The organism is Marinagarivorans sp. (genome assembly GCF_982758155.1).
In genome coordinates this window covers 1-13,675 of sequence record NZ_CEXWTU010000129.1, presented here as the reverse complement: position 1 = coordinate 13,675, position 13,675 = coordinate 1, and the positions used below count along the sequence as shown (strand labels likewise).

At 47.7% G+C, this 13,675-nt stretch carries 12 protein-coding genes; 11 read left to right on the top strand and 1 reads right to left on the bottom strand.

Annotation, left to right across the window (positions count from 1 at the left end):
• The 11 genes from AC3A8L_RS13555 to AC3A8L_RS13505 all read left to right on the top strand — a co-directional run.
• On the top strand, positions 1-462 hold a 462-nt coding region (locus AC3A8L_RS13555; RefSeq protein WP_487962801.1), incomplete at its 5' end, for a tRNA (adenosine(37)-N6)-dimethylallyltransferase.
• A 124-nt stretch (positions 463-586) separates the two neighbouring features.
• Positions 587-847 carry an RNA chaperone Hfq gene (hfq, locus tag AC3A8L_RS13550; protein ID WP_487962800.1) on the top strand — a complete coding sequence of 87 codons (261 nt, stop codon included), beginning with the start codon at positions 587-589 and terminating at the stop codon, positions 845-847.
• A gap of 11 nt (positions 848-858) precedes the next feature.
• Positions 859-2,172, top strand: coding sequence for a ribosome rescue GTPase HflX (gene hflX, locus AC3A8L_RS13545; RefSeq protein WP_487962799.1), 1,314 nt, complete (start codon positions 859-861; stop codon positions 2,170-2,172).
• Between the two features lie 95 nt (positions 2,173-2,267).
• Positions 2,268-3,479 (top strand): FtsH protease activity modulator HflK, encoded by a 1,212-nt coding sequence (hflK, locus tag AC3A8L_RS13540; RefSeq protein ID WP_487962798.1) that lies wholly within the window; start codon positions 2,268-2,270, stop codon positions 3,477-3,479.
• Positions 3,479-4,372, top strand: coding sequence for a protease modulator HflC (gene hflC, locus AC3A8L_RS13535; protein ID WP_487962797.1), 894 nt, complete (start codon positions 3,479-3,481; stop codon positions 4,370-4,372). Before hflK ends, hflC begins: the two co-directional genes overlap by 1 nt.
• A 251-nt stretch (positions 4,373-4,623) precedes the next feature.
• Positions 4,624-4,809 (top strand): DUF2065 domain-containing protein, encoded by a 186-nt coding sequence (locus AC3A8L_RS13530; RefSeq protein WP_487962796.1) that lies wholly within the window; start codon positions 4,624-4,626, stop codon positions 4,807-4,809.
• Positions 4,810-4,831: 22 nt separating this feature from the next.
• Positions 4,832-6,013 (top strand): ATP phosphoribosyltransferase regulatory subunit, encoded by a 1,182-nt coding sequence (locus tag AC3A8L_RS13525; protein ID WP_487962795.1) that lies wholly within the window; start codon positions 4,832-4,834, stop codon positions 6,011-6,013.
• Between the two features lie 51 nt (positions 6,014-6,064).
• A complete protein-coding gene (locus tag AC3A8L_RS13520; RefSeq protein ID WP_487962794.1) occupies positions 6,065-7,360 on the top strand; it encodes an adenylosuccinate synthase in 1,296 nt (431 codons plus the stop codon).
• Between the two features lie 89 nt (positions 7,361-7,449).
• Entirely contained in the window at positions 7,450-8,058 is a 609-nt protein-coding gene (locus tag AC3A8L_RS13515) for an HD domain-containing protein (RefSeq protein WP_487962793.1), read from the top strand.
• A 144-nt stretch (positions 8,059-8,202) separates the two neighbouring features.
• Positions 8,203-10,134 carry a RecQ family ATP-dependent DNA helicase gene (locus AC3A8L_RS13510; protein ID WP_487962792.1) on the top strand — a complete coding sequence of 644 codons (1,932 nt, stop codon included), beginning with the start codon at positions 8,203-8,205 and terminating at the stop codon, positions 10,132-10,134.
• 419 nt (positions 10,135-10,553) lie between these two features.
• On the top strand, positions 10,554-12,011 hold the full coding sequence (locus AC3A8L_RS13505) for an ADP-ribosylglycohydrolase family protein (RefSeq protein ID WP_487962791.1): 1,458 nt from the start codon (positions 10,554-10,556) through the stop codon (positions 12,009-12,011).
• A gap of 88 nt (positions 12,012-12,099) precedes the next feature.
• Here the strand turns inward: AC3A8L_RS13505 and AC3A8L_RS13500 are convergent.
• The coding region (locus AC3A8L_RS13500) for a carbohydrate-binding protein (protein WP_487962790.1) at positions 12,100-13,675 on the bottom strand (1,576 nt) is incomplete at its 5' end.

Here is a 13,675-nt window from a genome sequence, read left to right as displayed (position 1 = left end):
GAAGTGTATCGTAGCTCGGGTATTCCCATGAGCCGATGGCAGGGCGGGCAGCAGGCGGGTTTACAAGATAAATACCAGTGGGTGCAAATGGCTATTGCCCCACAAGAGCGCAAAGTTTTGCACCAACGTATCGCGTTGCGCTTTAATAAAATGTTGGATCACGGCTTTTTAGATGAAATGGCGGGGTTGATGGCGCGGGACGACCTAACCCTTGAAACCCCGTCTATGCGTGCTGTAGGTTACCGGCAGGCATGGGAATACCTAGCGGGTGTTTACGATCGTGACACGTTTATCGAAAAAGGCATTGTTGCCACCCGTCAGCTAGCAAAGCGACAGTTAACATGGTTACGGGGTTGGCATGATTTGAGCTGGGTCTATACTCAAAGTGATTCAGGGAAAATGTTAAGTAATGACGAAATTTTAGCAAAAGCCTTGAAACTTATAGCCGCTAGAACCCTATAATGTAGTCAGCGCCGATTGCGCATAGATAGTTAGTGATAGCGCAGCTTATTGCAGGTGTTAATGGCCAAAAGCCCTTAGTATTCCTGCGTTTATTATTTTTATAAATCCTTACAAGGAGAGCCTCATGTCAAAAGGGCATAGTCTACAAGACCCTTACCTCAACATTCTGCGCAAAGAGCGTGTACCCGTTTCCATTTATTTGGTGAATGGTATTAAGCTACAAGGCCAGGTTGAGTCCTTTGACCAGTTTGTTGTTTTGTTGAAAAACACCGTAAGCCAAATGGTTTACAAGCATGCGATTTCGACTGTGGTGCCATCGCGCCCAGTACGTGTGCCTATGATTAACCCCGATGCGCCCGGCGAAGAAACTCCCGACGCTGAGTAACGAGGTCTGCATTGTTCTTTGATCGTCCCGAATCTGGTGAGTTAGCAATATTAGTTCACCTCGATATCTATGAAGAAAGGGGCGCTAGCGATCCGCGAGAATTTGAAGAGTTAGCATTGTCTGCTGGGGCTGACCCAGTGGCAATGTTAACTGGCGCGCGTTCGAGACCTAGCGCTAAATTTTTTGTGGGCACTGGTAAGCTCGACGAACTAAAAAACCTTGTGCATGAGCACGAGGCCAATTTGGTTCTTTTTAACCACACCCTAAGTCCCAGCCAAGAGCGCAACATCGAAGCGGTACTCGAATGTAGAGTGCTGGATCGGACTACGCTTATTCTCGATATATTTGCCCTGCGCGCCCGTACTCATGAAGGTAAGCTTCAGGTCGAGCTCGCGCAGCTGCAGCATATGTCGACACGCTTAATTCGCGGCTGGACTCACCTAGAGCGCCAAAAAGGCGGTATTGGCTTACGCGGCCCCGGTGAAACACAGCTCGAAACCGATCGCCGTTTATTGCGCGAACGTATCAAAAGCATTAAAGAGCGCTTGGACAAAGTGCGCCGGCAGCGCGATCAAGGTCGGCGCTCTCGCAGCCGTGCCGAAATACCCGTCGTTTCTTTGGTGGGTTATACCAATGCCGGTAAATCGACGCTTTTCAATTCAGTTACAGGCTCCGATGTTTACGCCGAAAACCAGTTGTTTGCAACGCTTGACCCGACCATGCGGCGGGTCGAAGTTGCGGATGTAGGCGCTGTGATTCTGGCCGATACTGTGGGCTTTATTAGTCGTTTACCGCACAAACTGGTCGAGGCCTTTCGGGCGACGCTAGAAGAGGCCGCCAGCGCTAATTTATTGCTTCATACCATTGATGCTGCAGACCCTGAGCGCTTGCGCAACATGGATGAAGTGCAAAAAGTGTTGACTGAAATTGGCGCTAACGATATTCCGCAGCTGTTGGTTTACAACAAAATTGACTTGCTGAGTGATATGAAGCCGCGCCTTGACCGTAATGAAGAAGGTAAACCGGTTGCGGTTTGGCTCTCGGCACAAAAGCAGGCTGGGCTTGAATTATTACAACTTGCCATCAGTGAGTTAGTGGGTAATCGCATGTGCGAGGGCACCGCTTATCTCAATAGTGGGATGGGCAGCTTGCGTGCGCGTTTTCACCGCGCAAATGCGGTGTTAAGCGAAAATTATTTGGATGATGGACGCTGCGAGTTGGCATTGCGATTGCCAGAGGCGGATTTCAACCGTATTCTGGCCGCCGAGTCGCTCGATGCCGAACAACTGGGTTGGCTGTCCACCGGGTTGCCGCTAGACGCATAGTCTGTAGCAACCATCGAATCTCAGGGCACACCTAAATGTATTTCATGCATGGGTGTGCCCTAAACACATTAATCGATCTCAAAACGGAGAACACTATGGCCTGGAATGAACCGGGTAATAATTCTGGAGGAAACAACTCTGGAAATAACGGTAACGACAACGGTAAGAAAGATCCGTGGGGTAACCGCAACAACGATAACGATGGCCCGCCCGATTTTGATGAAATTGTGCGCAACTTTATCGGCATGTTTACCGGCAAGAAAAAAGGCGGTAACAATGGTGGTGGTTTTGGCGGCGGTAGCAGTAAAGGCGGCGGTTCAATTACCCCGTTTATTATTATCGGTTTGATTCTTGCCGCGGTTGTTTTTGCCGGTAAAGGTTTTGGTGTGGTGAACGAACAGGAGCGTGCCGTGGTTTTGCGCTTTGGTTTATACACTGAAACCAAAGGCCCTGGCTTGCGCTGGAACCCACCGTTGATCGACTCTGTGTTTACCGAGAACGTCACGCGAGTTCGCTTGTGGAGCACGCAAGAGAAAATGCTTACGGAAGATTTGAACATCGTTGATGTCAAACTTTCGGTGCAGTACAGCATTGATAACGCCGAAGACTTTGTTTTGCGCGTGAAGTCGCCAGAAGAAAGCCTGCAGCAAGCCGCCAATAGTGCGCTGCGCCATGTGGTTGGCTCAACTAAAATGCACAACGTGTTAACCGAAGGCCGTGCGGCTGTTGGGGTCGAAATTCGCGAGCGTTTGCAAAGCTATTTGAATGATTACACCACGGGTATATTGATCGATAAGGTCAACATTGAAGATGCAAACCCACCGCGCGAAGTACAAGACGCGTTTGATGATGTGATTAAAGCCCGCGAAGATGAAGAGCGTTTTCAGAACGAAGCGCAAACTTACTCGAATGGAGTAGTGCCAGAAGCCGAAGGTGAATCGGCGCGGATTATTGAAGTAGCCCGTGCTTATAAAGAAGAAGTGATTGCTAAGGCTGAAGGTGAGGCCAAGCGCTTTGAATTGTTGTTGGGTGAGTATCAAAAAGCCCCGCAAGTAACGCGTGAACGCTTGTACATCGAAACCGTGCAAGAAGTTATGGCTAACAGCAGCAAGGTAATGGTTGATGTTGAGGGCGGAAATAACATGATGTACATGCCTTTAGATAAACTGGTAGAAGGCGCGACTACAGCCGCTAACAGCACCCGTCGCGGTTTTACGCGGCAAGAAATAGAGCAGCTCACCAATCATATTAAAGGTGAAATTATGAGTGATTTACCGGCGAGTACTAGCCGTAGGAGTGGCCGCTAATGTCTGCTAAGTCGTTAATGGCTCTCGTGGCCTTGTTGCTTGCAATAATTGTTGCAGCTAACTCCCTTTACATTGTCAATGAGTTTGAACGTGGCGTAGAGCTGCGTTTAGGTCGCGTAAGTAATGCTGATATCCCACCGGGTTTACACGTAAAAGTGCCATTTGTTGATTCGGTCAAAAAGTTTGATGGCCGACTCATGACCTTAGATGCACCTGCTGAACCGATTCTTACCGTCGAGAAAAAGACAGTAGATGTCGATTCCTATGCGAAGTGGCGCATCCTAGATGTGAAAAAATTCTATACCGCCACTAACGGTGAAATCGATCGCGCCCGCAGCTTGTTAAGCCAGCGTATTAATGAAGAGTTGCGTAACCAGTTCGCTTTGCGTTCTTTACATGAAGTGGTTAGTGGTCAGCGTGATGAATTAATGTTGGCAATTAAAGACGAGCTGAATAAGTTTTCGAATACGTCTTTAGGGATTGAAGTGGTTGATGTGCGCGTAAAGCGTATCGACTTGCCGGTAGAAGTCAGTGGTCCGGTATTTGAACGTATGCGTGCCGAGCGAGAGCTAGAGGCTGCTCAGCATCGTGCTGAGGGTGAAAAGATGGCCAAAATCACTCGCGCTGATGCTGATCGTCAAGCCCGTGTAGAGCGCGCCAAGGCTTACCGTGATGCCGAAAAGCTAAAGGGTGAAGGCGATGCGAAAGCGGCGGATACCTACGCCAAGGCTTACACGCAAGACCCAGAGTTCTATGCTTTTGTACGTAGCTTAGAAGCTTACCGCGCGACCTTTGCGCAAAAGCAAGATGTGATGCTGGTAGATCCCGCAAGCGACTTCTTCCGTTACTTTAAATCGGCCAATGGCGATGCTGCTAAGGGTGTTCAAAAATAGAGCTGTCCCCGCGTTTATAGGCACTGCGCTAGGTAATCCGATGCATCAGCAAGCTAGTTACATCACTTGCTGATGTTTTTTTCGTCATAATCGTTTTTACCCGCCGCAAAGGGTGCTAAAATGCCGCAACCGAGCCTGATAAGCTCGGTTTTTTTGTGCCAGTTATATCGGCACGGTGGCAGTTATTGCTCTTAGGAGTACTTCTGCAGCTAAAAACACGGCGTAACGAGCGCAACGACTAAAGAGCTTCAATGTTAGACACACTGTTACAAGCCATCTGCCTGGTATTGATTTTAGAAGGCATAGTGCCGTTTCTGTACCCTGGGCGCTGGCGTGGTTTAGTCGTAAAGTTGGCAGCCGTGAATGATCGCGAATTACGCATCGTCGGTTTAGTTAGCATGCTACTCGGCGCTGGATTATTATTTTTACTGAAATAGAACCTAACTAGAACAACACACCATGAATCAAGTTGATCGCTGGATGTTGCCTGATGGCATCGAAGAAGTGCTGCCCGAAGAGGCGGAACACATAGAAGCCTTGCGCCGTCGCGTGTTGGATTTATTTCAGCGTTGGGGTTACGACCTCATCATTCCCTCAATGGTCGAGTTTACCGATTCACTATTGATTGGCTTGGGGCAAGACCTCGACCTACAAACCTTTAAAGTAACAGACCAACTCAGCGGTCGCACTTTAGGCATTCGTGCCGACATCACCCCGCAGGCAGCCCGTATTGATGCGCACAGCTTGCGACGCGAAGGTATTAACCGTTTGTGTTATGCCGGTCACGTACTTTACACCCGCCCCAAAAGCGCGCTTGCTAGCCGCAACCCTTTGCAAATGGGCGTGGAGATGTTTGGTGACGACAGTATCGAAGCCGATATCGAAGTGGTTTCATTACTTTTAAGTACCCTTAAAGAAGCCGACCTAAACGACTTACATATCGATTTGGGGCACGTGGGCATTTTTCGCGCACTCGCGGCCGAGGCGCAACTTACACCCAGCCAAGAAAAAGCCTTTTTTGAATTATTACAAGCCAAGGCTATGGCGGATATTAACGCATGGGTCGATCGCAATTTGGCGGGCTCGCCAGCGGCGCTTTGGTTAAAGGCACTGCCTAAATTGGCCGGTGCCACCAATGTACTGCACGATGCCAAGGCCGTATTTGCAAACGCACCCACGGCTGTGCGTAAGGCGCTTGATGAACTGGTTGTACTGGCCGAAACCTTATCCGAGCGTTACCCGCAAGCCCATCTCTATTTCGATTTAAGCGAACTGCGCGGTTACAACTACCACACAGGTATAGTCTTTGCTGCTTTTGCCGCAGGTGCTGGCGAAGCTATCGCCACCGGCGGGCGTTACGACCATATCGGCGAAGTCTTTGGCCGTGCACGCTCGGCCACAGGCTTTAGTGTTAATTTAGTGCCCTTAAAGCGTCTATCGCAACCTTCTTGCGATTTACCGACGGGCATATTTGCTCCGCATTCCACCCATCCTGCACAGTGGCAGGCAGTCGAGCGTTTACGCGATGCCGGCGAGCGCGTGGTATGCGGCGCTCATTGGCAAACAGTTCCGAACGATTATCAAACCTGCGATCGCAGTTTAGTCGAGCGCGACGGGGTTTTTGAAGTAAAAGCATTGTAGAAAATTTTTATATTCACCTAATTCTTTAACACAAACAGAGCGCAGTATTTCATGGGCAAAAATGTTGTTGTTCTCGGAACCCAATGGGGCGACGAGGGAAAAGGCAAAATCGTTGATTTGCTAACCGAGCAAGTTAAATACGTTGCACGATTTCAGGGAGGCCACAATGCGGGGCATACCTTGGTTATCGAAGGCAAGACAACCATATTACATCTTATCCCGTCGGGTATTTTGCACGATGGCGTAACCTGCGTTATCGGTAACGGTGTTGTGTTAGCGCCCGACGCGTTAATGAAAGAAATTGCCGAACTCGAAGAAAATAACGTACCTGTGCGTGAACGTTTACGTTTATCGCCTGCGTGTCCTTTAATTTTGCCGTATCACGTAGCCCTAGACCAGGCCCGTGAAATTGCCCGCGGTGCCGATAAACTCGGTACAACAGGCCGTGGCATTGGCCCCGCCTACGAAGATAAAGTCGCCCGTCGTGGTTTACGCTTAGGTGATTTGCTGGATAAAGAAAGCTTCGCCGAAAAACTCAAAGAAGTGATGGAATATCACAACTTTGTATTAACCAATTATTTTGGTGTAGAGGCCGTAGATTACGACACAACTTTAGCCGAAGCCTTCCGCTTGGCCGAAGAAATGCGCCCCATGATCGCCGATGTAACCGACATGCTGCACACCGCCCGCGCCAATGGCGAGAACATTTTATTCGAAGGTGCGCAAGGTTCTTTGTTAGATATCGACCATGGCACATACCCTTATGTAACATCGTCCAACACTACCGCCGGCGGCGTTGCCACGGGCAGTGGGTTTGGTCCGTTGTACCTAGATTACGTATTGGGTATTACCAAAGCCTACACCACCCGTGTAGGTTCTGGCCCATTCCCTACCGAACTCGATTGTGAAGTAGGCGAGCACTTAGGTGTTAAAGGCCACGAATTCGGCGCCACCACCGGCCGTAAACGCCGCACCGGTTGGTTCGACGCCATCGCCGTGCGCCACGCCGTGCGTATTAACAGTATTAGCGGTATGTGCTTAACCAAGCTCGATGTTTTAGATGGCCTAAAAGAAGTTAAAATTTGTATAGGCTATAAAAACAAGCAAGGCGAAGAAGTGGGTATTCCTTGTGATGCACAAGGCTGGGAAGACGTACAACCCGTATACGAAACCATGCCCGGCTGGAGCGAAACCACCTTTGGTGTGCAAGACATTAATGGTTTACCGCAAACAGCACGCAACTACATTAAGCGCTTAGAAGAATTAACCGGCACGCCAGTAGATATTGTTTCTACAGGGCCAGATCGCGTAGAGACTATTATCCTAAGGCACCCGTTTGAGGTGTAGTTTTTAGGGGTTGTGAGTTTTTAGGAAGCCGAGCTATGCTCGGCTTTTTTGTATTCTACGAATCATGAAAGTTAGAGGCGCTGAATAGAATGAATAAAGTACGCTGGCTCAAACTAATGGATGCTTGGGGTTTTGGTGAGAATCTGCATGTATTACAACAGCTCGAAAAAGCGTATTCGCAATCTAGCCGTCATTATCACAATACTCACCACATTAAGGCCTGCTTGGCACACCTTACTCGTATTACTAATAACCTTACTCACCCTCGCGAAGTGGAGTTGGCGCTTTGGTTTCACGATGCTGTTTATAAGGTATTTGCAAATGACAACGAGCGAAAAAGTGCGCAGTGGGCGTGCGAATTTTTAGTGGATAATGGTGTTGGCGATGCTGCCGTTAAGCGCGTTTACGATTTAATTGTGGCCACTGAGCACAACGTACCTACTCGCACGCCGGATGCGGCTTTTTTGGTGGATATCGACCTTTCTATTCTGGGTAGCCGCTCAGCTGTGTATGAACAGTTCGAGATTAATATCCGGCGTGAATACCGTGCTGTACCTTGGTTTATCTACCGGAAAAAACGAGCCGAGGTACTTAATGGCTTTTTAGCGCGTGAGAAGATTTTTATTAATGAACCTTTTTTTACTGAATTGGAAGCGCAGGCGCGCATGAATATTCAGCTTGCCATCACCCGGCTGTAGTGGGGCAGATCAAGCTGCCTTGCGTTGCCGCTCTTAATCACTGTTGATACTCTATACTGGTTACTTATTCGTTAGCTACCAGCGATTTAGCCGCTCCAACATCAAGCTCCCAAAACTTGCGCACCCACTTCAAAAGACAAAATTATGCCTACTACCTCTTTAGATGCCGTTTTAAAATCCCAATTTGGCTTTGATGGTTTTCGTGAAGGTCAGCAAGAGGCTATTGGCCACATACTTGCCGGTGATTCTGCGTTGGCTATATTCCCGACGGGTTCGGGTAAGTCGTTGTGTTATCAATTTAGTGCCATGCAGTTGCCGTATTTAACCTTGGTAGTGTCGCCGTTATTGGCGTTAATGAAAGATCAGTTGGATTTTTTAAGGGCGCACAATATTCCTGCTGCCAGCTTAGATTCCACACTCAGCTACGATGAGTACCGCCAAGTAGTGGCCGATATAAAAGCCAATAAGCTGAAAATATTGATGGTGTCGGTAGAGCGTTTTAAGAACGAGCGCTTTCGAATGCTGATGGAGGGCGTGGCAATATCACTGTTGGTGGTGGATGAGGCGCATTGTATTTCTGAATGGGGGCACAACTTTAGGCCTGATTATTTAAAGCTGCCGCGCTATAAACAGGCGCTGGATATCCCGCAAACGTTGCTGTTAACCGCTACCGCCACCAAAAAAGTTAAGTTGGATATGGCAGCAAAATTTAATATTGCGGATGATGCAATTATTCAAACAGGCTTTTACCGCAGTAATTTAAATTTGCATGTTTTAGCGGTGGCCGAAAACACAAAAAATACCGAGTTGAAAAACTTGGTTAATCATTACAATGGCGCTGGCGGCATCGTCTACGTTACCTTACAGCACACCGCCGAGCGGGTGGCTAGCTACTTGCAGCAAGCGGGCATTAACGCCAGCGCTTACCATGCCGGTATGAAAAACGAAGACCGCGCTCGTATTCAAGAAGGTTTTATGCGGGGCGAACTCCCGTTGGTGGTGGCGACCATTGCCTTTGGTATGGGCGTCGATAAAGCCGATATTCGTTATGTTGTGCATTACGATTTACCTAAATCAATCGAAAACTACAGCCAAGAAATTGGCCGTGCTGGCCGCGATGGCTTAGCTTCTGACTGTTTTGTATTAGGCAATTTGGATTCGCTGAATACGATTGAGAATTTTGTTTATGGTGATACGCCAGAGCAAGCCGGTATTGAAACGGTGCTTAATCACATTACTCAAGATCAGGATAATGGCCAGTGGGAAATGCAGCTTTATGCGTTATCGAGTGCATCGAATATTCGCCAGCTAACGCTTAAAACCCTATTAGTGCAACTCGAAATTCAAGGCGTAATAACTCCGCTTTATACTTACAGTGCAGAATATTCAGTTAAATTGTTGTGTGACCAAAACACCATTTTGGCCGCCTTTGAGGGCGAACGCCGAAATTTTGTTGAGTGCTTGTTAAATAATATTCAATTTAAACGAACTTGGGGTGTCGTGGATTTTGATGCTGTTTATAACACTTACACTGGGGGCGACCGCAAGCGGGTGATTACGGCCTTAGACTATTTTAAAGATAAAGGTTGGATAGAGCTAAAACCCTCTGGTGCGCTAGAGGTGTTTGCCGTTAATAACCACGTACTGGACGAAGGCCTTGCAAGCCGTTTAGCGCAGCATTTCAAGCAACACGAGCAAAGTGAAATAAAACGTATTGGTCTAATGTTACGTTTTTTGCAATCAAAAAATTGCTTAAGCTATGGCCTTGCTAAATATTTTGATGATCAAAAAGCGCCACAACAGTGCGGCCATTGCAGTGTTTGTAAAGGGCAGGGCGTAATCTTTGCGCAACCAGCAGAAGGCTTGGTGGATATAACGGCGCTAAAACATACCGCGCAGGCACTCAATGAGCACCTTATCGCTAAGGGCGAACCTACGCCTTCCCTCGATTTGATAACACGCTTTTTGGTGGGTATTAATGTGCCGGTATTCACACGGACAAAAGCCAAAACGGTATCTGGGTTTGGAGTGGCTGAGGCCATGCGCTATAGCGAAGTTTATACGGCCCTGCAGTAGTTTTTCTGATTAAAACGTGGGTGGCTAGTTGAAGGTACGCTGGCTTATACGGCTAAACTTAGTGTTTAATTGTAGCAGTATTTGGAGTATGGCATTAGGGCCGAGAAAAAATACTTTATCCAATAATACTTGCCACCTGTTTCCTCAATAGCGTTGCTCAAAGCGTTACATGCCGCGGCATGCGCCCCTTCAAACGTGAGAAAACAGGCTCGAAACTTCTCCTCGATATTATGCTCCTCGGTAATTTCACATTTCTACTTTTTAGCGCAATGGGTGTAGTCGTATTCGACTTGGAGTACCGCAACGCAAAGTGATACTTATTTATCGCATATCGGCACTATTTACTCTTTTAGTGGCACGCCTTTCTTGTTCTTCAGCTTTATTATTTACCAATCAACTTATTTACTTATGGTTTATCTATGGCCCTTATTGCTGGTCGAAATTGGTTTGTACTTTTGCTTATTTTAATGCCTTGTTCGTTAGCCTTGAGCGCTATGCTCTATTTGCGCTGCGGTGGTTTTACGCATGTTTTAAATGGCCCGGTAGTTTTGCCGATATTGGCCGAAAATCCTAATTTAGAGTATGCGCAATACCGCCCAAAACCCACAGATGTGGTTATTGATCGAAATGCTTATCATGAAAAATTGATGGGTTTTTGGTTGGGGCAATGCATTGCGAACTGGACCGGTTTAGTGACGGAAATGGATAAAGTTGGCGGTGAGGGGCTTCATGGTCAGTTTTATACACGGCACGATTGGGGCAAACCGGACCAAGCCAGTATTTGGGGGCAGGGCGTTCCGAGTGATTTATCGTCAACCATTGATTGGGTGTATGAAAAACCAGGTGGCATTTGGGGGGCAGATGACGATACGGATATTGAATATATGTATCAGTACTTACTGTTACAAAATAACACCAGCGTATTAACGCCAGAACAAATTCGGGTCGGCTGGTTAAAACACATTTATAGCGATGAAACGACACCCTTTACTGATGATACCGGCAAACCCGAAAATTACTTATGGGTGTCTAATCAGCGTGCTTACGATTTAATGCAGCAAGGCATGGTGCCACCAGCAACCAGTGATCCCATCAATAATCCCGATACCGATATGATTGATGCGCAATTAACGACTGAAATATTTGGCCTATTTGCACCAACCCAGCCCAAGGTGGCGTTAGCTATGGCGCACCTCCCTATTCGCACAGCGGGGCGGGGGGAGGCGGCTTTAGCGGCAGAGTTTTATGTGATTATGTATTCACTTGCCGCTATAAACGATATAACAATAAATGCACAACAGACAATTATGGTGATGGCAGAGCAAGCACGTCAGCATTTGCCTAGCGGTAGCTATAGTGCTGCTATGTATGATTATGTAAAGGCGGAATATGACAAGGGGCAGGCGTGGGAGGTTGTGCGTGATGGGCTTTACCAGCGGTATCAGGTGGAACAAGCTGATGGTTATGACATTACAGCGCGCGGACTTTATTGCAACGGCTGTTTTGCGGCAGGCATTAACTTTGGTGCAAGCTTAATTAGTTTGTTTTACGGTGCTGGCGATTTTAAAGAAACCGTAAAGTTGGCTGTGTTAATGGGGTGGGATTCCGATAACCCCGCGGCAACATGGGGTGGCTTGTTGGGGTTTATGCTAGGTAAAACAGCCTTGGAGAATATTTTTGAGCAACACTTTTCCAACCGTTTTAATATTCATCGCACGCGGGCTAACTTCCCCAATAACGGTGTTGATACGTTCGAACATATGGCCACGCAGGGTTTACAGGTTATTGACCGGGTTGTTATTGAAGAAATGCACGGCGGTGTAAACCTTGAAAAAGGCGAGTGGTATATTCCACAGGTAATGTCCGGTTCTTTTTAATCCAAGATGTTTTTCAATCACCGGTCAAACCGAGAAGCCTTGAATCTGTATTTGCTCAAGGCTTCGTGGGTACAAATATCGCCTATTCTTATTGCTGGCACTGTTGTGCATAGTAAGCTAAGTGCGCACGGTAGCCGTTTCCAGACTCTTCACTGACGGTGTAATACCCTTTTGCTGATGCGGTAAAGCTAATGGCTTCGCCTTGGGGTTCTGCGATATTGTAAGGCACTTGTAAAGCTGGGCGTAAAAGTGCTTGCGCGATCGATTCCTCGGGGCGCCTTTGCCAATAATAAATTGAACCATAATCCTTCAGTAATATCTCGTTTCCGTTGGGCGATATATCACCTGCTGTAATCGACGTTAAAGCTATAGCACCTAAGTATTCGAGTGTCGTTACCTCGTTAACGGGCTGCGGATATCGGGATACATAAATGCGCACTTGGCTTTCACGCTTAGAGATTATGTAATAGTCTTTTGTATTGGGGTCGACCATTAAGGCTTCGGCATCACGGGCACCGCCTGGGTAGCGATAACGTAAAGCATCCACTTGCGTAACCGTTTCATTAAAGGGGGCACCTAAGGCATTAATATTAGGCTCGATAAAACGATAAATTGTTTTAATATCGCGCACGGCATTATTATCGCCAATATCACCAACGTATAAATAAGTTTCGCCGTCTATGGGCCCCGGCCCCGCGGCCATATCTTCCCAGTCAATAGCGGTGGCACCTTGTAAGTAAAGCATGCCCACGTTCTCGCCGTTGATACCCACTGCGTGTACTCGATTTAAGCCTCCCGAATCATTGTGTACCCAGACGGTTGATTCTGAGTGTCCACTGGGGGCGATGCCGGAGGCTTCATTAATTAAATTTTGACTAAACGCGGAATATTCAATGCCATTATTAAATAGCGCACTATTTTGTGTGTTGCAAGCGGGTGGTTCGTAAGCGGCGGTTAAAAATTGAAAAGCGTTAATGTTGGCAATACCCATTCCGCTGGCGCCCACTAAATAAATTGTATGCTCGCCGGTGGTGGGTAAACAGCTGGCCCGCTGAGGCGTGTATTCGGTCCAGGATCCGGTTGTGGTGGGAGAAAGGCGACACGCGACTTCACCGTCTGGGGCATCTAAGCGCACTTCTATTTCGCCGCCGGATTCTTTTTTTGCGATGTCTAATTCAATGCTTAATGCGGGAACCGTTCCAAATTGTATATTGTTATAGGCCAAAAAAGAGCCTGTATCAAAGTAGCCTACGGCTTCGCCTCCGTCCACCAGCATAATACTGTTGTCGGCATTGTAGTCTTCGGCTTCGCGCAGGGTGAAAGCATTAACAGTATTTTGGCTTGAGTGGCTATTTAAGCTGGATGATCCCGCGGTGCTGGCGGGCATACTACTTTGTGCTGGCGCCGAGCTTACGGGTGAGCTATTCACTGAGCTGCTGCTAACTGAAGATACGGTCACGGATGAAGATTGTGAGCTAACAGATGACGTAACAGATGAGCTGCGATTGTCTTCGGTTCCGGTACACGCAACCAGTAAACTGCTTGCGGCCAATACCGCCACGGTTTTGTGGCTGTGATGTTTTCTTGTGAACATAATGGCTTTCCTAAATAAGGGGCGGGCACGGAATAAGTTGCTGGAATTTGGGTTTGTGGGTGCTTGCTTG

Excerpts from the sequence above, each read along its gene's own strand:
- hflK (WP_487962798.1), top strand. The coding sequence starts at position 2,268 with ATGGCCTGGAATGAACCGGGTAATAATTCTGGAGGAAACAACTCTGGA.
- hfq (WP_487962800.1), top strand. The coding sequence starts at position 587 with ATGTCAAAAGGGCATAGTCTACAAGACCCTTACCTCAACATTCTGCGC.
- AC3A8L_RS13520 (WP_487962794.1), top strand. The coding sequence starts at position 6,065 with ATGGGCAAAAATGTTGTTGTTCTCGGAACCCAATGGGGCGACGAGGGA.
- AC3A8L_RS13530 (WP_487962796.1), top strand. The coding sequence starts at position 4,624 with ATGTTAGACACACTGTTACAAGCCATCTGCCTGGTATTGATTTTAGAA.
- AC3A8L_RS13505 (WP_487962791.1), top strand. The coding sequence starts at position 10,554 with ATGGCCCTTATTGCTGGTCGAAATTGGTTTGTACTTTTGCTTATTTTA.
- AC3A8L_RS13515 (WP_487962793.1), top strand. The coding sequence starts at position 7,450 with ATGAATAAAGTACGCTGGCTCAAACTAATGGATGCTTGGGGTTTTGGT.
- AC3A8L_RS13510 (WP_487962792.1), top strand. The coding sequence starts at position 8,203 with ATGCCTACTACCTCTTTAGATGCCGTTTTAAAATCCCAATTTGGCTTT.
- AC3A8L_RS13525 (WP_487962795.1), top strand. The coding sequence starts at position 4,832 with ATGAATCAAGTTGATCGCTGGATGTTGCCTGATGGCATCGAAGAAGTG.
- hflC (WP_487962797.1), top strand. The coding sequence starts at position 3,479 with ATGTCTGCTAAGTCGTTAATGGCTCTCGTGGCCTTGTTGCTTGCAATA.